Genomic DNA, 23,479 nt, shown 5'->3' on the forward strand with positions numbered 1-23,479 from the left:
CCGTCCGCGGCAATGGGGGCCGCGCCCACGTGCGCCTGCCGTGCGGTCGCCCCGACGCGCTGGACAATCGCGGTCGTCACGACGTACGGACGCGTCTGCGCGGCACCGAGGGGTACCTCCCATGCACACAGAAGGACATCCGGCTCGCAGGGCCGTACTGACCGGCGGCCTCGCGGCGGCGGCCGCCGTCGTGCTCTCGGGATGCTCGTCCCCGCGTGCGCCGAAGGTGACGACCGCAGCTCCGCAGCCGCGGCCGGCCACGCCCCAGGCCGCGTTCGTGCGCCTGATGGAAGGCAACAAGCGCTGGGTGAGCGGGAACCTCGAACACCCCGACCGGGATCCCGAGCGGCGCGAGCTGGTCGCCGAGGCGCAGGACCCCTTCGGGGTGGTCCTCGCCTGCATCGACTCCCGGGTGGCGCCCGAGCTGATCTTCGACACCGGTCTGGGCGACCTGTACGTCCTGCGCACGGGCGGGCAGGCGGTCGGCCCGGTGGTGACCGGTTCCGTCGAGTACGGGCCCCTGACGGGCGGCACTCCGCTGATCGTCGTGCTCGGCCACCAGCGCTGCGGCGCCATCGAGGCCGCGTACAAGTCGCTGAAGGACGGTACGCCCCTGCCCGGCAACCTCCAGGCGATCGTCAAGGCCGTGGAGCCGGCGTACCGGCTGACGGTCAAGAACCCCGGCGCCGACCCCGTCGACACCATGACCCACCACCAGATCAAGGTGACCGCGGCCGATCTGCGCGCCAACGCCGACCTGGGGCCCCTCGTGAAGAAGGGCGCCCTGGCCGTCGTCGGCGCCTACTACTCGCTGGACACCGGCAAGGTGGAGGTCCTGACGGGCTCGCCCGTCTGAACCTCCGGGGCTCACGCCCCCGCGATCGCGTCGATCTCCGCCAGCAGTTCGGGCTCCAGCGGGCGGTCGGCGACGGCCGCGTTGGCCCGTACCTGCTCGGGGGAGGTGGCACCCGCGATGACGGAGGAGCAGCCCGGCTGGGCGCAGAGCCAGCCGATGGCGAGTTCGAGGACGCTGCGGCCGTACTTGTCGGCGAGGGCGGCCAGCGCCTCGACCGTGTCGAGCCGCTCCTCGGTGAGGTAGGCGTCGCGGCCCTCGAGGCGGGAGCCGGCCGGGACGGGGGCGCCCCGGCGGATCTTGCCGGTGAGCAGGCCGTTGGCGAGCGGGAAGTACGGGAGCACGCCGAGTCCGTAGTGCACGGCGGCCGGGACCAGTTCCCGCTCCGCATTCCGCTGGAGCAGCGACCATTCGTTCTGCGCCGACACGAAGGGGGCCGCGCCCGTTTCGCGGGCGACATGGGCGGCTTCGGCGAGCTGCCAGCCGCTGAAGTTGGAGTGCCCGATGTAGCGGATCTTGCCCTCGGTGACGAGCTCCGTGAGCGCGGCCAGGGTCTCCGCGAGGGGGGTCGCCGGGTCGGGGCTGTGCAGCTGGTAGAGGTCGATGTGGTCGGTGTCCAGGCGGCGCAGGGACTCCTCGACGGCCCGCCGGATGTACGCCCGGCCGCCGCGGGATCCGGCGGCGGGCCCGTACTCCATGTCCATGCCCGCGTAACCGAACTTGGTGGCCAGGACGACCTGGTCGCGGCGGCCCTTGATGGCCTGGCCGAGGTGGCGCTCGGAGCCGCCGCGGCCGCCGTAGATGTCGGCGGTGTCGAGGAGGGTGATCCCCGCCTCGAGCGCGGCGTCGACGACGGCGCGGGTGGCCTGGGCGTCGAGGCGGCCGCCGAAGTTGTTGCAGCCGAGTCCGACGGCGGAGACCTGAAGACCTGAACTGCCCAGCGAGATGTAGCGCATGCGGTGGGTTCCTCCACACTCGTCCGGCCGATGATCGACTAAGCGGCCAGTCTAGGCACGCCGGTTCTGCGGAAGCCGCCCTTCCTCACGCCGCCTTCGCCACGCGGTCCTTCCTCACGCCGCCTTCGCCACGCGGTCCTTCCTCACGCCGCCTTCGCCACGCGGTCCTTCCTCACGCCGCCCTTCCTCACACCGTCCGGCCCGCGCCGGCGGAGGGTTCCGCCGCCGTGATGCGCGGCGGCTTGTGGCCCGCCCGGACGAAGGCCTCCGTCACGGCCTCGGCGACCAGCGGTTCGGCGTCCGCGTCGATCAGGGCCAGGGCGGATCCGCCGAAGCCGCCGCCGGTCATCCGGGCTCCGTACGCGCCCGCCGCACAGGCGGTGGCGACCGCCAGGTCGAGCTCCGCGCAGGACACCTCGTAGTCGTCCCGCAGCGAGGCGTGGCCCTCGGTCAGCAGCGGGCCCGCCTCGCGCAACCGGCCGGCGCGGAGCAGCTCCTCCACCCGTACGACCCGTTCGTTCTCGGTGACGACGTGCCGGACCCGTCTGCGCCGGACCGGGTCGCCGAGGCGGGCCAGGGCCTGGTCCAGCTCCTCGTACGGGAGGTCGCGCAGGGCGGGCAGCCCGAGCGCGGCGGCCGCCCCGTGGCAGGAGGCGCGGCGCTCGGCGTAGGCCCCGTCGGCCAGGTCGTGCTTGACCCGGGTGTCGATGACCAGGAGGCGCAGTCCGGCCGCCGCGCAGTCGAAGGGGATGTGCCGTTGTTCGAGGGTGCGGGTGTCGAGGTGGAGGGCGTGGCCTGCGGTGGCGCAGGCCGAGGCCGTCTGGTCCATCACCCCGCAGGGAACGCCGACGTAGGCGTTCTCGGCACGGCGGGCGAGCGCGGCCAGTTCGGGCCGGGTGAGCGGGATCCCGTACAGGTCGGTGAGCGCCAGGGCGGTGGCCACCTCCAGGGCGGCGGAGGAGGACAGGCCGGCCCCGGCCGGCACATCGGACCGCACGTGCAGATCGGCGCCCCGGACGGGAAGGCCCGCGTCCAGCAGGGCCCACAGCACCCCGGCCGGGTACGCGGCCCAGCCCGCGGAGCCGGTGGGCGGGCGGGCCGGGTCGAGGTCGCCGGGGCGGAGGGTGACCACGCCGGACGGGACGTCGGCGGAGTGGAGCCGGAGGATCCCGTCGGCGCGCCGCGCGGCGGCGACCTCCGTGCGCTGCGGCAGCGCGAAGGGCAGGGCGAAGCCGTCGTTGTAGTCGGTGTGTTCGCCGATCAGATTGACCCGGCCCGGAGCCGCCCAGACGCCCTCGGGCGGGGACCCGTACAACCGGCGGAACCCGTCCGCTGCCTGGTTCATCGGCTCGCCACCTCCCGCAGCCGCGCGGCCGCGTCCTCGGGCCGGACGTCGTTCATGTAGGCCTCCATCCCGGATTCGGTTCCTGCCAGGTACTTGAGCTTGTCAGCGGTGCGGCGGACCGTGAAGAGCTCCAGGTGGAGCGCGAAGTCGGCCCGGTCCTCCCCGGATGCCGGCGCCTGGTGCCAGGCGGAGATGTACGGGGTGGGCCCGGGCGCCCCGAACAGCCGGTCGAAGCGGCGCAGCAGCTCCAGGTAGAGGCGGGGGAACTCGGCGCGGGCCGCGTCGTCCAGAGTGGTCAGGTCGGCGGTGCGGCGGTGCGGATAGAGGTGGACCTCGTACGGCCAGCGCGCGGCGTAGGGCACGAAGGCGGTCCAGTGGTCCCCTTCGAGGACGACCCGGGTCCCCTCGGCGCGTTCGGCGGCGAGCACCTCCTCGAAGAGGTTGCCGCCGGTGCGGGCGCGGTGGGCGGCGACGGTGGCGAGCATACGGGTGGTGCGCGGGGTGATGAAGGGGAAGGCGTAGATCTGGCCGTGCGGGTGCGCGAGGGTCACGCCGATCTCGGTGCCGCGGTTCTCGAAGCAGTAGACCTGCCGGACCCCCGCGTGGGCGGAGAGTTCGGCGGTGCGGTCGGTCCAGGCTGCCAGGACCAGTGCGGCGCGCTCCTCGTCGAGCTCGGCGAAGGAGGTCCGGTGGTCGGGGGTGAAGCAGATGACCTCGCAGCGGCCGGTGTCGCCGGCGAGGGAGGGGAAGCGGTTCTCGAAGACGACCACGTCGTAGTCGGGGGCCGGGATCTCGCTCGCGCGCCCCTCGGTGGAGGGGCACAGCGGGCAGGCGTCGGCGGGCGGGAGGTAGGTGCGCCCCTGGCGGTGGGAGGCGATGACCACGGCGTCGCCGAGCAGCGGGTCGCGGCGTATCTCGGAGGAGGTGGCGGACGCGTCGAGGGGGCGGGTGTCGGGGACGGCGCGGGCGGCGCCGTCGTCGGCGTCGTAGTACAGGATCTCGCGGCCGTCGGCCAGGTGGGTGCTCGTTCGCTTCACGGGAAGAGCTTCTCTCACGGGAAGGTCACCGGAGTTCGCCGGGGGGTCACTGGAGGGTGACGACGGTGGGGCGGCCGAGGTCGGGGCGGTCGCGCAGCGGCAGGTCGGCGCCGGAGCGCTCCAGCTCGAGGAGGACGATCTCGTTCCGGCCGGTCCGCCACAGGGGTGCGGGGGCGTAGAGGGTGCGCTGCGGTCCGCGCGGCGTGTCGTAGTGGCCGAGGAGGAAGCCGTTCAGCCAGACGAGGCCGGTGCCCCAGCCGGAGACGTCGACGAATCCGTCGGCGGGGGCGCCCGGGAGGGCGTGGGTGAAGCGGTGGAAGGCCGGGCGTCCCGTGCCGGGGGTGTCCGTCGACCAGTCCAGGCCGGTCAGGGCGGTGCGACCAGTCGGGTCGGCCGGGGTGACGCAACCGGCCGCGTCGGGGCAACCGGCCACGTCGGGGCAACCAGCCACGTCGGGGCCAGCGGCCGCGTCGGCCGTGTCGGGGCCGGCGTCGGCCGTGTCGGTGAGCGGGAGCGGCCTGATCTCCCATTCGAACAGCTGCTGGTGGCCGTGGCGGACGCCGCGCCAGATGCCCTTGCGGTCGTCGAGCAGCGGGCCGTAGTTCACCCGCCCCTGGGCACGGACGAGGAGGTCGAGGACGACCCCGGCCTCGCCGACGGGCAGGTCGAGCCCCTCGTCGGGCCGGTTGCGGTCGAGGATGCCCAGGGGCTCCCCGTCGGCGAAGACGTACGCGCGGTCGCCGAGGCCGTCGATGCGGACGGGCATGGCCGGGCGCGGCCCGGTGACGGTGGTGCGGTAGTGGATCAGGCCGTGGGCCTGGCCGAGCTTCTCCATGGACTCGGGCGCGGGGCGCAGCACGGGCTCCCCGCACAGCAGGTCGAGGTGGTCCAGGAGCGGGGCGGTGCCGGCCGCGACGGCGAGGGCCGGGGTGATGCGGGGCGGTGGCTGCGGCAGCGGGCCGTCGGGCAGTGGCACGTACTTGCCGATGACCTCGCGGAACGCGTGGAACTTGGGGGTGAGTTCGCCGGCCTCCCCGATGGGGGCGTCGTAGTCGTAGCTGGTGATCGTGGGCTGGTAGCCGGGGTCGCCGGGACGGGACCCGGTGTGGTTGGCGCCCGCCCAGAAGCCGAAGTTGGTGCCGCCGTGGGCCATGTAGAGGTTGACGGAGGCGCCGGTGGCGAGGAGTTCGTCGAGGGACTGCGCCGCGTCCTCGACGGCGCGGACGTGGTGGTCCTCGCCCCAGTGGTCGAACCAGCCGATCCAGAACTCCATGGCGGCGAGCGGGCCGGTCTGCTGGTAGCGGCGCAAGTGGGCGAGGCGTTCGGCGGGCCGGGCGCCGAAGGTGGCGGTGGCGAGCCGGCCCGGGAGCATGCCGCCCTGGAGCATGGCGTCCTCGGGTCCGTCGGCGGTGAACAGGAGGCAGTCCACGCCGCGATCGACCAGGGCCCGTTCCACATGGGCGCGGTAGGGGGTGTCGTTGCCGTACGAGCCGTACTCGTTCTCGATCTGTACGGCGACGACCGGACCGCCGCGGCTCGCCAGCAGGGGCAGCAGCTCGGGGACGACGAGGTCGAACCAGCCGTCGGCCTCGGCCTCGAAGCGGGGGTCGGAACAGCGCAGGTGGAGGCCGTCGACGGCGAGGAGCCGGGCGGGCAGGCCGCCGAAGTCCCATTCGGCGCAGATGTACGGGCCGGGGCGGACGATGGCGTCCAGGCCGAGGCCCTGGGCGGTGCGCAGGAAGCGGCCGAGGTCGCGCCGGCCGGTGAAGTCGGCCTTGCCGGGGGCGCTCTCGTGAAAGTTCCAGGGGACGTAGGTGTCCACGGTGTTGACGCCCAGGGCGCGCAGCCGGCGCAGCCGGTCCTCCCACAGGCCGGGATGGACCCGGAAGTAGTGCAGCGCTCCCGAGATGATGCGGTGGGGGCGCCCTGCGCGCCGGAATCCGTCCTGGTCGTACGTGAGCATGCGCTGACTCCCGAAAGAGGTCGAGATGCCGTGAGGTGCCGGATGCCGCCGAATATACGAACGCACCGTCCACGCCGTCAATGAACAGTTGATCGGAAACGATCGAATCGATCGGTTCGATTCTCTATGATGGCGGAGTGCCCGGAACACGCCGGAGCTCACCACGGCAGGGGGAATCTTGAGACCACACGTGGACCAGCGCCAGGCGCGGGTGCTCGCGCTCGTCCGGGCGCGGGGCAGTGTGCGCGTGGCGGACCTGGCCCAGGAGCTGGGCGTATCGCCGGTCACCCTGCGGCGCGACATCGAGGCGATGGCGGCCCGGGGCGAGATCCACCGGATGCACGGGGTGATCAGCCGGGTGGAGTCCGGGCGGCCGGGCGCTCCGGCGGCTCAGGCGTCGCCGCCGGCGCCCGCCGGGGGCGGGGCGGCAGCCTCGGCGGGTGCCGCGGGGCTGGTGATCGGGATGGTGGTGCCGACCACGGAGTACTACTACGCGGACGTCGTACGCGGAGCCCGCGAGGTGGTCGAGGCGCGGGGCGCGCGGCTGACCGTGGGCCTGACGCGGTACCTGCCGGGCGAGGACCGGACGCAGGCGGACCGCCTGCTGTCCACCGGGGCGGACGGACTGCTGCTCACCCCGAACTGGGATGCCGGTTCACCCGGGCCCGGGGAGGGGGCGTGGACGGCGGAGCTGCCGGTTCCGACGGTGCTGGTGGAGCGGTGGGCCCCGCCCGGGCATCCGGCCGCGGCTCTGGACCGGGTGGCTTCCGACCATGCGCACGGCGCCGCGACAGCGGTGCAGCACCTGGCGGAACGGGGCCACCGGCGGATCGCGCTGGCCAGCCGTGCGACGCCGACGACGCCGCGGCTGCGGGCCGGGTACGAGACGGCGGTGGCCGCGCTCGGACTGGAGCCGGCGCCGCAGTGGCCCGCGGCCGGGCCGGCCCCGCTCTCGGACGCGGACCTGTTCGCGCGGACGCTGGACTACCTGTACGAGGCAGTGACGGCGGGCGGGGTGACCGCGGCTCTGATCCACAGCGACACCGACGCGATCATGTTGATCCCGAGGCTCCAGGCGCGCGGCGTACGGGTGCCGGAGGACCTCGCGGTGATCACGTACGACGACGAGGTGGCGGGGCTGGCCGACGTGCCGCTCTCGGCGGTGGCGCCGGCCAAGCGCGAGGTGGGGGCGCGGGCGGCGGGGCTGCTGCTGGACCGGCTGACGGCAGCGGGCGAGGGGGCGGACGAGGGGGCGCGGCAGCATCTGGAACTGCTCCCCCGACTGACGATCCGTTCATAAAGGGCAGAAGTCACCTTCCGAACTGATTGTTTCGATCGAGTTGCGCATTCGCTCTTGACGGTGGGCTAGTTCGCACAAAAGATGGGCCGCGTTCTCCCCTCCGCCGCCGTCCGTGGTCGTCCGCAGGAGCCACTCCATGTCGCGCAGCTTCCGTTCCTTCCGCACGCCCCGCCCGTCCGGCCTGCCCCGCCAGCCCTGCCCGCCCGGTCTGCCACGCCCGCCCTGCCCGTCCGGTCTGCCCCGCCTGCCCCGCATGGCCCGCCTGCCCCGCCCGTCCGGTCTGCCACGCCCGCCCCGCATGGCCCGCCTGCCCCGCCCGTCCGGTCTGCCACGCCCGCCCCGCCTTGCGTTGACCGTCTCGGCCCCCTCCCTCGCACTGTTCGCCACCCCGTGCGGCGGGGGGTCGGAGCCGGGCGCGGCCGGGGCGGCCGGGCCTTGCCGGAGCAGCTGGTCAGCCTCACCTACTGGTCTTCGTCCGCGGGTGCGCAGCAGACGGCGGACGCGTTCAACACGACGCACCCGAACGTCCAGGTGAAGTTCTCGGCGGTGCCGGGCGGGCCCGACGGGGCGGCCGAGCCGGCCAATGCGGGGCCCCGGCTCCGGCCTCGGCCCCGGCTCGCCTCGCGCGGGGCCGCGCCCTGCTCTCCCGTACCGCCGTCAAAGCCGCCCTCCTCCTCGTCTCCGGCCACACCCTCATGCCCCTCGCCTGGCTGGTCCTGGCCGCCACCAGAACCGCCGCGACCGCTTCGCCACCGATCCGTACGCCCTGGGGGACCTCAGCCTCCTCACCAACCTCGGCGAGGGCCTCGGCGGCCGGCGCCGTGAACACGTACGGGGCCTACCTGGTGCCCGCCCTGGTCAACCCCTTCGGGGTCTACCTGGCGCTGGCCCGGGTGTTCGCCGAAGGCTACGTGCCCGACGAGGTGCCGGCCGCCGCCCGCGTCGACGGCGCGGGTGAACTGCGGCTCTTCGCGCACGTGTCGTTCCCGATGCCGTGGCCGGGGTTTGTGACCATCTTCCTGTTCACCTTCACGGCCATCTGGAACAACGTCTACGGCGCGCTGACCATGCTGAACGACGAGCGGCTCCACCCCGTCAGTCTGGGCCTGTTCATGCGGAACCGCAGCGTCTCCCAGCAGCCCGAGCTCTATCCCCTGGTGATCACCGGTTCACTCGTCGCCGTCGTCCCGCTCGCGCTGGCCTTCCTCGGCCCGCAGCGGTTCTGGCGCTCGGGTCTCACCGCAGGAGCCGTCAAGTGACTCACCGTCTCCTCCCCCGGCGCCGCCCGGCCACGGTGCTCGCCATGAGCCCGGGCACCCGGGCAGCCGTCCTCAGCGGCCGGATGCTGCCCGAGCTCGTCCGGGTCGCCGATGTGGACGCCGACCTGCTGCTGACCGGCTTCGATCACGACGAGCCCGAGCTCCACCGCCGCCTCGCAGACGCCGAGGTGCTGTTCACCGGCTGGGGCTGCCCGCCGCTCGATGCCGAGGCGCTGGACCGGATGCCGCGGCTGCGCGCCGTGGTGCATGCCGCGGGCAGCGTCAAACACCATGTCACGGAGGCCTGCTGGGAGCGCGGGCTGCTGGTCTCCAGCGCCGCCGCCGCGAATGCCGTACCGGTCGCCGAGTACACGCTCGCCGCGATCCTGTTCGCCAACAAGCGGGTCCTGGAATCCGCCCACGCCTACCGGGCGGCGCGCGGCCCGATCGACCTGCTGCGCCGCTACCCGGCCGTCGGCAACTACCACCGCACCGTCGGCATCGTCGGCGCCTCGCTCATCGGCCGGCGCGTCATGGAGCTGCTGCGCCCCTTCGACCTGCGGGTGCTCGTCCACGATCCGTACGCCGACCCGGGCGAGCTCGCCGCGCTGGGCGAGTCCTGCGGGCTCGACGAACTGCTGCGCCGCAGCGACGTGGTGAGCCTGCACGCCCCCGCACTCCCCCAGACCCGTCATCTGCTGGACGGCTCCCGGCTGGCGCTGATGCCGGACGGCGCCACGCTCGTCAACACCGCGCGGGGCTCGCTCGTCGACACCGTGGCGCTGACCGAGGAGCTGGTCGCGGGGCGGCTGCACGCCGTACTCGACCACACCGAGCCCGAGGTGCTGCCCTCCGGCTCCCCGCTGTACGACCTCCCGAACGTGCTGCTCACCCCGCATGTGGCGGGTTCGCTGGGCGGGGAGCTGGATCGGCTGGCGGCGACGGCGGTCGAGGAGCTGGAGCGGTACGCCATGGGTCTGGACTTCCGCTACGCCGTCGACCGCGGGCGGCTCGCCTACTCGGCCTGAGGCGCCGTCGCCGCCCTCGCCGCCAGGTGCGCCAGGTGCTCCCGGCCCCGCGCGAGCTGCCCCGGCAGCTCGGCGGCGCCGGGATACCAGCGCTTCTCGTACTCCCAGCAGAGCCAGCCGTCCGGCGGTACGGCGGCCACCGCCTCGGCGAGCGGCAGCACTCCGGCGCCGAGCCCGAGGGGGGTGAGCTCCTGCGCCGACGCCACGTCCTTCACCTGTACGTAGCCCAGATGCCGGGCCAGGACCCGCCGCGACTCGGCCGGGGACTCACCCCCGAGCCAGGTGTGCAGTACGTCCCACAGCGCGCCCGCGCCGGAATGCGCGACCCGGTCCAGCACGCGCGCGGCGGCGGCTCCGGTCCGGTGCGAGTCGTGCGTCTCGAGCAGGATCCGCACCCCGTGCCGCCCGGCGAAGGGCGCCGCCGCCGCCAGCCGGCGTACGGCGTGGGCATCGGCGACGGCCGCGGGCTGTTCGGCTCCGCCGGGGAACACCCGGACGTAGGGGGCTTCGAGGTCGGCGGCGAGCCGGACCAGGTCGTGCAGTTCGGCGAGGACCGGCTCGTCCGCGCCGGGGGCGGCCACCCGGGCGTAGCCCGCGACCCCGAGGACGGCGACGCCGGCGGCGGCGAGGGTGCGCAGGCCCGCCGCGCGGTCGGCCGGCGGGCTGTCGGGGTGCAGCGGCTCCTCGGGGTGGGCGCGCAGCTCGAGGCCGTCGTAGCCGTGGGCGGCGGCGAGGGAGGCGCTCCGGTCGAGCGGTGTGCCGGGCAGGCCGAGCGTGGAGAAGGCGTACCTCACGGATGGCTCCCGTCGGCCGGGGGCGGCGCGGTGGAGCCGCGCACCATGAGCTCGGTGGGCAGGGTGGTGATGCCGCCCGGGGGCAGCGGCTTGCGGCCGGTGACGAGCTGGGCGGCGAGTACGCCGGCCTCACGCAGCGGCACCCGGACGGTGGTGAGCGCGGGAGCGGTGTCCACGCAGAAGGGGAGGTCGTCGAAGCCGGCGACGGAGACGTCCTCCGGGATGCGCAGGCCGGCCTCGCGCAGGGCTGCGGCCACTCCGGTGGCGACGGTGTCGTTGGCCGCGGCGACGGCGGTGAAGGGTGTCCCGCGGCGCAGCAGTTCGCGGGTGGCGTCGTATCCGGCGGAGCGTTCGAAGCCGGCGTGCACGGTGAGCGGGTCGCAGGCTTCGGGCAGGGCGGGATCGTGCCGTCGCAGGGCCTCGCGGTGTCCGCCGAGCCGCTCCCGGGTGGTGCTCAGTCCCGGGGGGCCGGCGACGTACGCGATGCGCCGGTGGCCGAGCGTCAGCAGGTGCTCGGCCAGGCGGAAGGCGCCGCCGCGGTCGTCGAACATGACGGTGGCCACGGGCAGGGCGGGGGGGACGGGCAGCGGGGGCCGACCGCACAGGACGACGGGGGCGCCGGTGTCCGCCATCCGGGTGACGCGGGCGGTGAGCGCGGCGGTGTGCCCCGGCTCCTCGACGGCGCCGCCGGTCAGGACGACCCCGCCGGCGCGCTGGCCCTCCAGCAGGGTGAGGTAGGCGAGTTCGGCCGCGGGGGCGCCCTCGGTGTTGCAGACGACGGCCAGTCGGCGGGCGCCCCCCCGGCCGGTCGGCGCGAGGGCGCTCTGCAGGGATCCGGCGAGGATGCCGAAGAAGTTGTCGGCGACGTCGTGGACGAGGACGCCTACCAGGTCGGAGGTGGCGGCCGCGAGGGCGCGGGCGGGTCCGTTGGCCACGTAGCCGAGCTCATCGACGGCCTGTTCCACGCGGGTCCGGGTGCCGCCGGCCACCGGGTATCCGCCGTTGAGCACCCGCGAGACCGTCGCGGGCGACACGCCGGCGTGCGCCGCGACCTCGGCGAGAGTCACCGCCATCCTGCACCCCTCCTGCTCGTCCCGGGTCATCGTCTCATCCGGTGTGTGGATCTCCATACTGGCCGACGGAGAAAGCGCTTTCTATCACTCGAACGAGTGTTGCGCGGCTGAGATTCCCGACCCTAGCCTGATGAGGGTGAAAGCGCTTTCTATCGCGGCTTTCCAGTTGAGACCGCGAACGAGCACGAAGGAGGGGACACCGTGGAGCGCAGGACGATCAAGATCGCCATGAACGGCGTGACCGGGCGGATGGGATACCGCCAGCATCTGGTCCGCTCGCTGCTGGCCCTGCGCGAGCAGGGCGGGCTGGATCTGGGCGACGGCAGGATGCTGTGGCCCGAGCCGGTGCTGGTGGGGCGCCGGGAGCCTGCGCTGCGGGCCATCGCCGAGGAGCACGGGCTGGAGCACGTCAGCACGGACCTGGCGGCCGTGCTGGCCGACCCCGAGGTCGAGATCTACTTCGACGCGCAGGTCACCGGCGCCCGCGAGGCCGCGGTCCGGCAGGCCGTGGCGGCGGGCAAGCACGTGTACTGCGAGAAGCCGACGGCCCTGACCTTCGCGTCCTCGCTCGAGCTGGCCCGGCTCGCCGCGGCAGCCGGGGTCAGGCACGGCGTGGTCCAGGACAAGCTGTTCCTGCCGGGTCTGCTGAAGCTGAAACGGCTGATCGAGGGCGGCTTCTTCGGCGAGATCCTGTCCGTGCGCGGGGAGTTCGGATACTGGGTGTTCGAGGGTGACTGGCAGCCGGCCCAGCGGCCGTCCTGGAACTACCGGGCGCAGGACGGCGGGGGCATCGTCGCCGACATGTTCCCGCACTGGGAGTACCTGCTGCACGAGTTGTTCGGCCGGGTCCGCACGGTGCAGGCCCTCGCCCGTACGCACATCGGCCGCCGCTGGGACGAGGAGGGCAAACCGTACGAGGCGACGGCGGACGACGCCGCGTACGGCGTCTTCGAACTGGAGGGCGGTGCCGTCGCGCAGATCAACTCCTCCTGGGCGGTGCGGGTCCACCGTGACGAGCTGGTGGAGTTCCAGGTGGACGGGACGCACGGGTCGGCGGTCGCCGGGCTGCGCGGCTGCCGCATCCAGCACCGCGGGGCGACGCCCAAACCGGTCTGGAATCCGGATCTGCCGCAGACCGAGGGGTTCCGCGCCCAGTGGCAGGAGGTCCCGGACAACGCCCCGTTCGACAACGGCTTCAAGGCGCAGTGGGAGCTCTTCCTGCGCCATGTCGTGCTCGACGAGCCCTGGCGGTGGGACCTGCTGGCCGGGGCGCGCGGGGTGCAGCTCGCCGAGCTGGGTCTGCGGTCCTCGGAGGAGGGCCGGAGGCTGCCGGTGCCGGAGGTGGTCCTGTGAGCATCCGGCTCCCTGCGGCGGACGGCGGACACCGCCTGCACCGGCCCTGTACCGATCCGCTCGCGCCGCTGGTCTGCGGTCCGGCGCGCAGCCGCAGGTTCTATGCGGCGGCGCATGTGGTCTCCGATCCGCTCGCCGCCTCGGCGCAGGCCGGTCCGGTGGTGGACTGGGAGTCGACGATGGCGTTCCGGCACCGGCTGTGGGCACAGGGCCTCGGGGTCGCGGAGGCCATGGACACGGCGCAGCGCGGGATGGGCTTGGACTGGCCGGCCGCGGCGGAGCTGATCCGCCGTTCGGCCGCCGAGGCCCGGGCGGTGGGCGGCCGGATCGTGTGCGGCGCGGGCACCGACCAGCTCGCCCCGGGCTGCGGGCACTCACTGACCGCGATCGTCGCCGCGTACGAGGACCAGCTCGCGCACATTGAGGCCTGCGGGGCGGGCGCCGTTCTGATGGCCTCCCGCACGCTGGCCGCGGCGGCGCGCGGCCCGGAGGACTACCTGGAGGTGTACGGGAGGCTGCTGCGGCAGAGTGCCCGGCCGGTCGTACTGCACTGGCTGGGCCCGATGTTCGACCCGGGGCTGGCCGGGTACTGGGGCCACGCCGAGCTCGACGCGGCCACCGAGGTGCTCCTGAAGATCATCGCCGACTGCCCGGAGAAGGTGGACGGGATCAAGCTCTCGCTGCTGGACGCGGAGCGGGAGAGGGACATCCGGCGCAGGCTCCCGCCGGGCGTGCGCTGCTACACGGGCGACGACCACCACTATCCGGAACTGATCGCCGGGGACGGGGCCGGGGAGCCGGCGAGCGACGCGCTGCTGGGCGTCTTCGACCCGATCGCCCCACTGGCCGCCCGGGCGGCGCTCGCCCTCGACCGGGACGATCCCGCGGGGTTCCGGGAGCTGCTGGATCCGACGGTGGCGCTGTCCCGGCACCTGTTCGCCCCGCCGACCCGCTACTACAAGACGGGGGTGGTGCTGCTGGCCTGGCTGGCGGGGTACCAGGAGCACTTCACGATGGTGGGCGGGCTGCAGTCGGCCCGGCCGCTCCCCCATCTGGCCGCCGCGTACGAACAGGCCGACCTGCTGGGTCTGTTCCCCGATCCGGAGCTCGCCGAGGCACGGATGCGGCAGCTCCTCGCGGTGTACGGGGTGGCGGCATGAGCCGGGAGCCGGCCCCGGCCCGGTTCAGCCTCAACCAGGCGACGGTCCGGCAGTGGTCGATGCCCGAGCTGGTCGCCGGGTGCGCGGCGGCCGGGGTGGGCGCGGTCGGGCTGTGGCGGGATCCGGTCCGGGAGTTCGGGCTGCGCGAGACGGCGAAGCTGATCGCCGGGGCCGGGTTGCGGGTCAGCTCGCTGTGCCGCGGCGGGTTCTTCACCGCCGCCGATCCGGCGGGGCGGGCGGCAGCCCTCGAGGACAACCGCCGGGCCGTGGAGGAGGCGGCCGAACTGGGCGCCGACACGCTGGTCCTGGTCTCGGGGGGCCTGCCCGACGGCGATCGGGACCTGGTGGGAGCGCGCCGGCGGATCGTCGACGTCCTGGGCGAGCTCGCCCCGTGGGCCGCCGCGCACGGGATACGGCTGGGGCTCGAGCCCCTGCATCCGATGTTCGCCTCGGACCGCTGTGTGGTCTCCACCCTCGGCCAGGCACTGGACATCGCCGAGCAGTTCCCGGCGCGGCAGGTGGGGGTGGTCGCCGACGCCTACCACCTGTGGTGGGACGAGCGGCTGCCGGCCGACCTGCGCCGGGCCGGTGCGGGCGGGCGGATCGTGTCGCTCCAGGTGGCCGACTGGGTGACCCCGCTCCCCGAGGGGGTGCTGCTCGGCCGGGGACAGCTGGGGGACGGCTGCATCGATCTGCGGGCGTTCCGGCAGTCGGCTGACTCGGCCGGCTATCGGGGCCCGGTGGAGGTGGAGATCTTCCATCCGGGGCTGTGGGCGCGGGACGGCTCCGAGGTGCTGCGGGAGGTGATCGACCGCTACCGCGAGCACGTGGCGTGAGGCTTTCCGAGTGGGGCGAGTGACGGGCCGTCGGGGCCCGGTACGGGATCGGTACGGGATCGGACAAGGAGCAAGCGATGACGGACGTGTGGAGTCGGCGCGCCTTCCTCTCCGCCGCGGGCGGGGGTGCACTCCTGCTGGGGGCGCCCGGCGCACGGGCGGGAGCCACGCCGGCGGACGAGGTCCACGACACCATGAGGGCGGTGTGGCGCGAGCTCTTCCTGGGCGGTGACATCCCGGCCGCGGCCGAGCCGTTCCGCTCGAGACTCGCCGATCTCGGCGCCCTGGCCGGCGGATGGCGGTCCGCCATGGCTCCGGCGCCCGGCTCGCTGTGGCCGGACCTGGGGTACGGCAGAGACCCCGAGATGATGATGCAGAGCTACTACCGGCTGCGGACGATGGCGGAGGCCTGTGTCCGGCCCGGGACCGGGCTCACCGGGGACGGCGCTCTGCGCTCTGCCCTACTGGCCGGGCTGGACCATCTGCACACGGACGTCTACCACACCGGCCAGGTGCGGTACGGCAACTGGTACTGCTGGCAGATCGGCGCCCCGCAGGCCCTCCTGGACCTGTGCGTGCTGCTGTACGAGGAGTTGCCGGCCGCCCGGCTCACCGATTTCTGCGCGGCCGTGGACCACTTCGTCCCGGACTCGGCCGTCGGCTCGTACACCGGGACGAGTACGGGCGCGAACCGGGTCGACTTGTGCCGGGTGCTGGCGCTGCGCGGGGTGGTCGGCGGGGACTCGGCGAAGATCGCCCTGGCCCGGGACGCGCTCGCGCCGGTGTTCCCGTACGTCACCGCGGGCGACGGGCTCTACCGGGACGGGTCGTTCGTCCAGCACACCTGGGTGCCCTACACCGGGACGTACGGGGCGGTGCTGCTCGGCGGGCTGGGGATGCTGTTCGCTCTGCTGAAGGGCACTCCCTGGCAGGTGACGGACCCCGGGGCGCAGATCGCCTTCGACGCGGTGGAGCGGGCCTGGGCGCCGTTCCTGTTCAACGGGCTGGTCATGGATGCCGTGTCGGGGCGGGCCGTGAGCCGGGGTCTGATGACTGCCGACCCGCGGCAGGTCCAGCAGGACGACCACGCCCGGGGGCATGCCGTGCTCGCCGCGATCCTGCTCCTCGCGGAAGGCGCGAGCACCGCCGAGCGGGCACGCTGGCGGGGGCTGGTGAAGGGGTGGACGGCCCGGGACTACTACAGCCCGCCCCTCGCGGACACGGCGCTCGCGCTGTCCTCCCTCGCCCGGCTGGCGGAGGTCGAATCCGACACGTCGGTCACGGCGCTGCCCGAGCCGGTCGGGCACCGGCTGTTCGCGTCCATGGACCGGGCCACGCACCGGCGGCCCGGCTGGGCGGCCTCACTGTCCATGGCCTCGAAGCGGATCGCCCACTAAGAGACGGGCAACGGGGAGAACCTGCGCGGCTGGCACACCGGGAGCGGGATGCTCTCCTGGTGGGGGGCCACGTACGGCAACGGCCAGTACTCGGACGCCTTCTGGCCCACGGTGGACCCGTACCGGCTGCCGGGGACCACCGTGTCGCGGAAGGTACTCGCCGACGGGGCGGGCGGTGACTGGGGGGCGTCCCGGCCCGACGCCGCCTGGGTGGGCGGTACGACCGACGGGGAGTTCGCCTCGGTGGGCCAGCACCTGCGGGGCCTGGGCAGCACGCTCACGGCCCGGACGTCCTGGTTCTTCCTCGCCGACACGATCGTCTGCCTGGGCGCCGGGATCCGCTGCACGGACGGGGCCGCGGTCGAAACGGTGGTCGACAACCGCAATCTGGGCGCCTCCGGCACCCATGCGCTGACCGTGGGCGGCACGGTCCAGCCGACCGCCCTCGGCTGGTCGGCGGCCTTCCCCTCCCCCGGCTGGGCACACCTGGCGGGCTTCGGCGGGTACGTGATGTCGGGCCCGGGGTCGTTCCAGGCCCTGCGGGAGGCGCGCACCGGCCGGTGGAGCGATGTCAACCGGGGCGGGTCCACCACGGCCCTGACCCGGCGCTACCTCACCCTCTGGTACGACCACGGCACGGCCCCGGCCGGCGCCGGTTACGTCCACCAGCTGCTGCCGGGGGCGACGGCGGCCCAGACCGCCGCCCGGGCCGCCGCCACGGGGTGGTTCTCCGTGCTCGCCAACTCGGAGACGGCCCAGGGCGTCTCGGTACCCTCGCTGGGCTTCACCGGGGTCAACTTCTGGCAGGCCGGATCGGCCGGTCCGCTGGAGGCGGGAGCACCCTGTTCGGTGACGGTCCGGGAAAGACCGGACGGTACGGCCGCCGTCTGCGTCTCGGACCCGGCGCGAGTGCTGACCTCGCTGACCGTGGTGTGGAACCGGCCCGTCGCCGCCGTGCTGTCCCGGCCGCCGAGTCTGGTCTCGGAGGCCACCGGAGCGCAGTTGCGGCTCGGCTTCGGGGATCTCACCGCGGCGGCGGGGGCCGGCCGGCAGGTGGTGGTGCGGCTGGGGTGAGCCGGGGAGAGCCGCGGGCGTGCGGCACCAGCGACTCGACCGGGTCGAGGCGGTGGGCCTGGAGGACGGCGAGGTGGCCGTCCCCGTCGAGTTCGCGCAGGATCGTGGCCGCCGGCCAGAGCACGGCGTTGGGGCCTCGGGCCAGGCCAGGGCGGCGTTCACGGCGGCCGGCGGGCGCCCGGCGCCGGCCGTTGCGGCCTCGGCGGCTCGGCGGGCCGGCTCGGCCGCCTCGGGCAGGTCCGGGGAGGCGGCGCGCTCGCCGAGGAGAGTGCGCAGCGCCCGCGTCCACGGCGGAGGCGCGCTTCGAGGACCCGGACCGGCGGGGCGGTGAGCCAGGCCCGGGAGACGTACTGCTCCACCATGTGCGGGCTGAAGCTGTAGAAGAGGAGCCCACGAGCTCGGCCCGGCCCGGCCGGGCCGAGCGGGGCGGCGCGGAAGGCGGAGTGCATCGGCCGGCGCTCATCGGTGGCGTCGCCGAGGGGCTCCGGCCTCCTCGTAGGACTCGGGGGTGTGGGAGACGACGGGGTGGACGGGTTCGAGCAGCTGCCACAGCTGCCGGACCGTACCGAGTCCGGGTATCCCGCTGTGCGGGGTGTCGCCCGTCATGTTGCCTTCCCTCGCGATCGGTTGCCGACGGGGCTACGGGCCGCAGCGTAGACCACGAGGAGGACGGCGGGCCGGTATCAGAGGGGCGTCAAGGGTGACATAACGTGCCCTCCATGGATCAGGAACACATGGACGGGGCCGGGGACGGCGGCGGCGACGGCAGACGGCGGTTCCTCACGATCGCGACGGGCGCGGCTACCGCCGCCGGGCTCGGGGCCGTGGCCGGCTGCGCGAACGGAAGCGCCGAGGGGGCTGACGGCGGGGCAGCGGGCGGGGTGACCGGCAGATCCACGGGGCCGACGCCCGGCGGCCGGGCCGGGAAGAGCGGACCGGCCGGTTTCGACGTCGAGGCCGAGAACGCCAAGCCCGGGCATGCCGACTGGCACGTGACCAAGGCCGGCCCGGCCCGGGCCATCGAGGGCTTCGCCGACAAGGTCAGCGTCCTGCCCGGCGAGCCCTTCGGCCTGCACGTGTCCACCACCGCGCCCCGGTTCACCGTCTCCGCCTACCGGATGGGCTGGTACGGCGGCGCCCGGGCCCGGCTGGTGTGGCGGTCCGAGGCCCTGCCCGGCGTACGGCAGCCGGAACACACGGTGGATTCCGCGACGCGGATGGTCCGCACCCGGTGGCCCCGTACGGCCACCGTCGACACCAAGGACTGGCCGGAGGGCTGCTACCTGCTGCGGCTCGACGCGCAGGGCGGCGAGGGCCAGCGCTTCGTCCCGGTCACCGTCCGCTCGGCGGCGACGGCGGGCCGTACGGTCGTGGTGAACGCGGTGGCGACCTGGCAGGCGTACAACCGGTGGGGCGGCTACGGCAGCTACGACGGCCCCAGCGGCGGCTACGCCTCGCGCTCCCTCTCCGTCACGTTCGACCGGCCGTACGAGTACGACGACGGCGCGGGGCTGTTCCTGGTGTACGAGGCTCCGCTGCTCGCCCTCGCCGAGCGCCTCGGCATACCCCTGGCCTACACGACGACCACCGACGTGGCGCGGGAGAAGCGGCTGCTGGACGGGGCCGCGGCGGTGCTCTCGCTCGGCCACGACGAGTACTGGTCACCCGAGCAGCGGGCCCGCTTCACCGCCGCCCGGGACGCCGGGACCAACATCGCGATCCTGGGAGCGAACTGCTGCTTCCGCCGGATCCGGCTGGAGCCCTCGGATCTCGGGCCGGACCGCACGGTGGCCTGCTACAAGTCCTCCTACGACCAGGACCCCGGGTTCAAGCGGGGCCACCCGGCCACGGTCGACTTCCGCTCGGCGCCCGGCGCCGACCCGGAGAGCTCGCTGCTCGGCGTGATCTACGACGGCTACCCGGTGGACGCCCCGTACGTGGTGACCAACCCGGGCCACTGGCTCTTCGAGGGCACCGGCGTGAAGGCGGGCGACGGCTTCGCGCACCTGGTGGGGGTGGAGTACGACAAGGTCAACACAGGTTTCCCGACGCCCCGGCCGATCGAGATCCTGGCCCACTCCCCCGTGGTGTGCGAGGGCCGGCCCAGCCACCAGGACACGGCGTACTACACGGTGCCGAGCGGCGCGGGGGTGTTCGCGACCGGGACCATGCGGTGGGTGGAGGCCCTGGACGCGACGGGCGACGGCCGCAGCGGGGCCAACCACGGCCTGGACGCGAGGGCCGGGGCGCTGACCACCCGGGTGACGGAGAACCTGCTGCGGGCGTTCGCGGCGGGCCCGGCGGGGCGCACGCACCCCGCGCAGGACAACGTCAAGGCGGTGTACGGGGGTTCGCCGTGACCGGAATGCGGTGGACTGGGCCCGGAAGGGGTGTTTAGGATCGTGATCACGGCATCGCGTGTCGGTCACCGACCGGGTGAGGCATGGAGGTGCCCGTGATGTGCCTTGCGGAGGCATTCACTCATGTCAGTACAGCTGAACCACACGATCATCCACTCCCGGAACAACCGGGAGGCCGCCGAGTTCCTCGCGGACATCCTCGGCCTCGAGGTCGGGACCGAGTGGGGGCCGTTCGTCCCCGTCGACACCGGTAACGGCGTCACCCTGGACTTCGCGACCGTCCCGGCCGAGTCCATCACCTCCCAGCACTACGCGTTCCTCCTCTCCGAGGAGGAGTTCGACGTGTCGTTCGGGAAGATCCGGGCGGGCGGGGTCCCGTACTTCGCCGACCCGTACATGAAGCAGCCCGGCGAGATCAACCACAACGACGGCGGCCGCGGCGTCTACTTCCTGGACCCGTCGGGCCACGGAATGGAGATCATCACCCGCCCGTACGGCTACGCGGAGCCCACGGCCGGCTAAATCGCCTTTCGGATCTCGCGGACCTGGGGCACCCCCCCCCAGCGGTAGCGGGGGGGTGAGATCCGGAAGAGACGGCCTGGCCGGCTGCTCAGGCGGTCATGCGCCGCATGACCGCCACCGGCAGCGCGGGTTCCGGGCCGCGGCCCCGGCCGTCCGCTCGTCGCCGAGGAGCGCGACCGCGACGAGCGCCGGCAGCCCGGGATGCCGGGCTGCCATCGCCCGTACGCCGTCGTCCGGATCCGCGAGGAGCCGGACAGGCGGGGATCGGTCGCTGCGCGGAGCCGGACCTCCGCGTCCTCGTCCCGGGCCAGCCGCTCCACCACGTCCGGCGGCAGCCGCCGGGCCGTGGCCACGCTGCTGCGCAGCAGGACGTGCGCCGATGCGGCCAGGCGCCGCATGGCCTCCGGGTCCTCGTGCAGGGCCACCACGCAGGGGACAGCCCGACGGCCTAGGGGGAGATCCACAGTTGTGTGGCAGGCACCTGCCTACCGATCTCCGGAGGGTGCGCGATGAGGGCTTTGCCGCAGAACAGCGCCGCCACGAGGAACGCCTTGCCGCCAGGATTCCTGCGTACTGGTCCCGGGAGGTCACACCTCTGGCTAGCCTGGAAGACGGAGCCACGCGGACGGCGTTCGCCTGTGCCGGAGCTGCAATGGTCAAGAGTCGCACGGTGACGGGCTCTTCCGAAAGTACCGTGAACGGCCGCCCGAAGTGATGCTCGGCGTGCGGCTGCGGTATCGGGATCCGTTCCACGGCTGGGCGGAACCGCGGAACCCCGACCGCGGAGCCTCGACGACCACCCCGTCTACGGGCTCGCCGCGAGGCTGGAAGACCAGGAGACCGCATGACACACCGCGCCCGACCACGCGTCCATCTGTTCACCGGCGGTCCGACATGGGAGGAACGACGGTCGCTGAAGCAGGCCGTGACGGCGTAGGAGAAACAGCGGAAGAAGAAGCTCGCGAAGAAGCATCGCAAGATCCTCGACCAGCTTGAAGCAAGCATCAAGGGCTTGCGGGCCGCCCTAGAGCACGGCGAGTTGGGGCGTGCTCCGATCGCTTCGCAGCGTCGCCTGGGATCAGGTGGAACAGCTACCGAGCGAGCTGACCGGATCCCAGCGGCGCACCCTCTTCGAGTGCAAGCTCCACATCCAGGCAATGGCCGCCGTCCGTCGCCTCACCTACCAAGACGTCAAGCGCTAGCCCGCCATCGAGGAGGTCTCGTGTACCGCGTGTACGGCACGACGAAGTCCCACCCGCAGGCTGCCGACCGGAATCTGCTGCCGGAAACCCCGGACGCCGTGGAGGCACACCACCGCGCATGAGTCCGAGGACAGCTTCTGGCGCCGGCTCACCGAGGACGGGCAAGTGGTCGACTGTGTGTGACGACCGGAGTGAATCCGTCCGCAAGGGTTGACGTAGTCGCGTCGCGGGCGGATCGTGATCGCCTCAGCCGCACGACGCTGGAGGTCCCGTGACCGAGTTCCACACCAGAGCGATGACGCTGTCGAACGGCACCGCCGTCCGCACGGTCCTGACGGGAGCCGATGCAGACCTGAGTGATGCCGAGTTCCTTGAGCGGTATCCGCGCGTCGCCGAGCTCCTGGCGCGCTGGGAGGGCGAGCAAGCGAGCTGAGCCGGTTCGCCTACGCCTACCGCCCGCCGGATTTCGCGTGCGTATGGTGTGGTTCCGGATCATCCCGGGCCTGTCGCCCTCCCGGCTCCCCACGGGAGGGCCGCCGCGCGCCTACGGCGCCGGCCACGTCCCGGACCCGTCTCCCCGCCATTCGATCGGCGGCGAGGCGGCAACTTGCTCCGTCCCCCGGTCCGGGCCAGCCCGCCGCAAGAACTCGACGAGTTCCCGCAGGCTGCGGGCGAGGCCGAGGATCTCCGAGTCGACGTGCCCGCACCGGCCGCCGGATACGTCGGGCGGGTGGACCGCGATCACTCTGCTTGCGCCCCTTTCCGCCGTTCATGATCTGTCTGTGCCCACAGAACAGCAGACTGGAGGGGGCCATGAGCACGGAACCGCCCACGCCGCCGACTCCCGTCGAGGGCGACGTCGCCACCACCCTGTACGCGGCCGGCACGGTCACCCTGCCCGGCGGGTAGGAGTGGGAGATCCGCAAGTGCATCAATCACCGGCCCCTCACCGACCTGCAGGAGCGAGTCCAGGCCTGCGTCCACTGCGGGTGATCCTCGACAATCGGTGCGCCATCGACCTCGGCGCGCGCCTGGTTCGTGAGGGCGTGGCCCCAACGTAGTCGGAGCGTAGGGCGACACGCCAAGGGCCCGGGCAGACATCGTCTGGCCCGGGCCCTTGGCGGTGAACCAGCAGTTCACGCAAGCAGGGGCGGCAGGATTCGAACCTGCGACATCTGGTTTTGGAGACCAGCGCTCTGACCAGCTGAGCTACACCCCTTCGGTGGGACCAACTCTGACACGGAGCGGCGCGGAGATCCAATGAATTCATGGGTCAAGTGGGTGGAAGTTCGGCTCGAGCATGTGCGCCGAGGGCCCGAAGCCAGTCGGTCAGGGACTCGTTTCCGCTGGTGAGAGCGATGTCCAGCGAGGTCGGGCCGTCGCGCCCGATCCCGTCGACGTCCACCCGAATAGACAGGAGGTAGTGCGCGGCGGACAGTTGACCTCCGCGGCAAGCGGACGGGAAGGCGCTGGTGAGCTCGGTCGGCGGGCGGGGCGCCGGCAGCGCGGAACTCCGTGACGAGGGCGAGCAGTCCGAGGGCGGCGGCCTCGTGGAGCTTGGAGCGGGCGCCGAGTTCGAGCAGTCGGCGGGCGGGGCGCCACTGGCCGAAGGCTCACGCGTCCGCGAGCGGGGTGCCGCCGCCGATGGCTGCGCCGGGCGCGACGGGTGAGTCGACGGCCTCCACGTCGGCGGCGGCCCAGTGCAGCGGGGTCTCGGCGTGCGACCCGACGAACCGGGCCGCGGGGCGGCTCCGGCGGCGACCAGGATGCCGATCGCCGCCGCCGTCTCCGGGCGATGTCCGAGCCGGTCGGTCGCGATGTGCAGCGGGCGGCGCTCGCCCGGCCGCTCCCTCCCCGTATGACGATGCGGGCCGCCGCGAGCCCGGGGTGCACGGCCGTCGGCCGCGGCGATGACGGCGATGGCAATGGCGACGGCGATGGCGACGACGTCCAGCGAATCGCCGGAC

The 23,479-nt window shown here is 73.6% G+C and carries 18 protein-coding genes, 1 tRNA gene and 2 pseudogenes; 12 read left to right on the forward strand and 9 right to left on the reverse strand.

Going from position 1 to position 23,479, the window contains the following annotated elements; translation table 11 throughout:
- Nucleotides 1-121: 121 nt before the first annotated feature.
- A complete protein-coding gene (locus AB0I68_RS10840) occupies nt 122-856 on the forward strand; it encodes a carbonic anhydrase (protein ID WP_363176894.1) in 735 nt (244 codons plus the stop codon).
- Nucleotides 857-867: 11 nt separating this feature from the next.
- On the opposite strand, the gene AB0I68_RS10845 is transcribed toward AB0I68_RS10840, so the two are convergent.
- The 4 genes from AB0I68_RS10845 to AB0I68_RS10860 all read right to left on the reverse strand — a co-directional run bounded on the left by AB0I68_RS10845 (nt 868) and on the right by AB0I68_RS10860 (nt 6,154).
- Entirely contained in the window at nt 868-1,809 is a 942-nt protein-coding gene (locus AB0I68_RS10845; RefSeq protein ID WP_363176895.1) for an aldo/keto reductase, read from the reverse strand.
- A 187-nt stretch (nt 1,810-1,996) separates the two neighbouring features.
- Complete coding sequence (galK, locus tag AB0I68_RS10850) at nt 1,997-3,154, reverse strand: galactokinase (protein WP_363176896.1); 1,158 nt, start codon at nt 3,152-3,154, stop codon at nt 1,997-1,999.
- Nucleotides 3,151-4,191, reverse strand: a complete 1,041-nt coding sequence (gene galT / locus AB0I68_RS10855; RefSeq protein WP_363176897.1) for a galactose-1-phosphate uridylyltransferase — start codon at nt 4,189-4,191, stop codon at nt 3,151-3,153. Before galT ends, galK begins: the two co-directional genes overlap by 4 nt.
- Before the next feature lie 46 nt (nt 4,192-4,237).
- The gene (locus AB0I68_RS10860; RefSeq protein WP_363176898.1) at nt 4,238-6,154 is read right to left on the reverse strand and encodes a beta-galactosidase family protein; all 1,917 of its coding nucleotides are present in this window, start codon (nt 6,152-6,154) and stop codon (nt 4,238-4,240) included.
- 178 nt (nt 6,155-6,332) lie between these two features.
- On the opposite strand from AB0I68_RS10860, the gene AB0I68_RS10865 reads away from it, so the two are divergent.
- The 3 genes and pseudogenes from AB0I68_RS10865 to AB0I68_RS10875 all read left to right on the forward strand — a co-directional run bounded on the left by AB0I68_RS10865 (nt 6,333) and on the right by AB0I68_RS10875 (nt 9,741).
- A complete protein-coding gene (locus AB0I68_RS10865) occupies nt 6,333-7,454 on the forward strand; it encodes a substrate-binding domain-containing protein (protein WP_363176899.1) in 1,122 nt (373 codons plus the stop codon).
- A gap of 695 nt (nt 7,455-8,149) precedes the next feature.
- Nucleotides 8,150-8,713, forward strand: a pseudogene (locus tag AB0I68_RS10870) (ABC transporter permease subunit).
- Nucleotides 8,714-8,757: 44 nt separating this feature from the next.
- The gene (locus AB0I68_RS10875; protein WP_363176959.1) at nt 8,758-9,741 is read left to right on the forward strand and encodes a hydroxyacid dehydrogenase; all 984 of its coding nucleotides are present in this window, start codon (nt 8,758-8,760) and stop codon (nt 9,739-9,741) included.
- Here the strand turns inward: AB0I68_RS10875 and AB0I68_RS10880 are convergent.
- Nucleotides 9,729-10,535: a sugar phosphate isomerase/epimerase family protein gene (locus AB0I68_RS10880; protein WP_363176900.1), complete on the reverse strand. Its 807-nt coding sequence runs from the start codon at nt 10,533-10,535 to the stop codon at nt 9,729-9,731. The two genes, AB0I68_RS10875 and AB0I68_RS10880, sit on opposite strands and share 13 nt — an antisense overlap.
- Nucleotides 10,532-11,608 carry a LacI family DNA-binding transcriptional regulator gene (locus AB0I68_RS10885; protein ID WP_363176901.1) on the reverse strand — a complete coding sequence of 359 codons (1,077 nt, stop codon included), beginning with the start codon at nt 11,606-11,608 and terminating at the stop codon, nt 10,532-10,534. Before AB0I68_RS10885 ends, AB0I68_RS10880 begins: the two co-directional genes overlap by 4 nt.
- A gap of 201 nt (nt 11,609-11,809) precedes the next feature.
- Here AB0I68_RS10885 and AB0I68_RS10890 point away from each other — a divergent pair, with 201 nt between their 5' ends.
- From AB0I68_RS10890 to AB0I68_RS10905, 4 genes and pseudogenes are all read left to right on the forward strand, one after another.
- The gene (locus AB0I68_RS10890) at nt 11,810-12,961 is read left to right on the forward strand and encodes a Gfo/Idh/MocA family oxidoreductase (protein WP_363176902.1); all 1,152 of its coding nucleotides are present in this window, start codon (nt 11,810-11,812) and stop codon (nt 12,959-12,961) included.
- Nucleotides 12,958-14,121 carry a dihydrodipicolinate synthase family protein gene (locus AB0I68_RS10895; RefSeq protein ID WP_363176903.1) on the forward strand — a complete coding sequence of 388 codons (1,164 nt, stop codon included), beginning with the start codon at nt 12,958-12,960 and terminating at the stop codon, nt 14,119-14,121. Before AB0I68_RS10890 ends, AB0I68_RS10895 begins: the two co-directional genes overlap by 4 nt.
- Nucleotides 14,118-14,957, forward strand: coding sequence for a sugar phosphate isomerase/epimerase family protein (locus AB0I68_RS10900; RefSeq protein ID WP_363176904.1), 840 nt, complete (start codon nt 14,118-14,120; stop codon nt 14,955-14,957). Before AB0I68_RS10895 ends, AB0I68_RS10900 begins: the two co-directional genes overlap by 4 nt.
- A gap of 77 nt (nt 14,958-15,034) precedes the next feature.
- Nucleotides 15,035-17,428, forward strand: a pseudogene (locus AB0I68_RS10905) (polysaccharide lyase 8 family protein).
- A 459-nt stretch (nt 17,429-17,887) separates the two neighbouring features.
- Here AB0I68_RS10905 and AB0I68_RS10910 read toward each other — a convergent pair.
- Nucleotides 17,888-18,034, reverse strand: a complete 147-nt coding sequence (locus AB0I68_RS10910; RefSeq protein WP_363176905.1) for a hypothetical protein — start codon at nt 18,032-18,034, stop codon at nt 17,888-17,890.
- Between the two features lie 113 nt (nt 18,035-18,147).
- Here AB0I68_RS10910 and AB0I68_RS10915 point away from each other — a divergent pair, with 113 nt between their 5' ends.
- Nucleotides 18,148-19,788, forward strand: a complete 1,641-nt coding sequence (locus AB0I68_RS10915; protein ID WP_363176906.1) for a N,N-dimethylformamidase beta subunit family domain-containing protein — start codon at nt 18,148-18,150, stop codon at nt 19,786-19,788.
- A gap of 123 nt (nt 19,789-19,911) precedes the next feature.
- Complete coding sequence (locus AB0I68_RS10920) at nt 19,912-20,310, forward strand: VOC family protein (RefSeq protein ID WP_363176907.1); 399 nt, start codon at nt 19,912-19,914, stop codon at nt 20,308-20,310.
- On the opposite strand, the gene AB0I68_RS10925 is transcribed toward AB0I68_RS10920, so the two are convergent.
- Nucleotides 20,307-20,738, reverse strand: coding sequence for a hypothetical protein (locus AB0I68_RS10925; RefSeq protein WP_363176908.1), 432 nt, complete (start codon nt 20,736-20,738; stop codon nt 20,307-20,309). The two genes, AB0I68_RS10920 and AB0I68_RS10925, sit on opposite strands and share 4 nt — an antisense overlap.
- A 1,045-nt stretch (nt 20,739-21,783) precedes the next feature.
- On the opposite strand from AB0I68_RS10925, the gene AB0I68_RS10930 reads away from it, so the two are divergent.
- A complete protein-coding gene (locus AB0I68_RS10930) occupies nt 21,784-21,945 on the forward strand; it encodes a hypothetical protein (protein WP_363176909.1) in 162 nt (53 codons plus the stop codon).
- A gap of 712 nt (nt 21,946-22,657) precedes the next feature.
- Here AB0I68_RS10930 and AB0I68_RS10935 read toward each other — a convergent pair.
- Nucleotides 22,658-22,731: transfer RNA gene (locus AB0I68_RS10935), tRNA-Trp, on the reverse strand.
- 253 nt (nt 22,732-22,984) lie between these two features.
- On the opposite strand from AB0I68_RS10935, the gene AB0I68_RS10940 reads away from it, so the two are divergent.
- A complete protein-coding gene (locus AB0I68_RS10940; protein WP_363176910.1) occupies nt 22,985-23,182 on the forward strand; it encodes a hypothetical protein in 198 nt (65 codons plus the stop codon).
- Nucleotides 23,183-23,479 lie beyond the last annotated feature (297 nt).

Origin of the sequence: Streptomyces sp. NPDC050448 (assembly GCF_040655295.1) — a bacterium.
Lineage (GTDB): Bacteria > Actinomycetota > Actinomycetes > Streptomycetales > Streptomycetaceae > Streptomyces.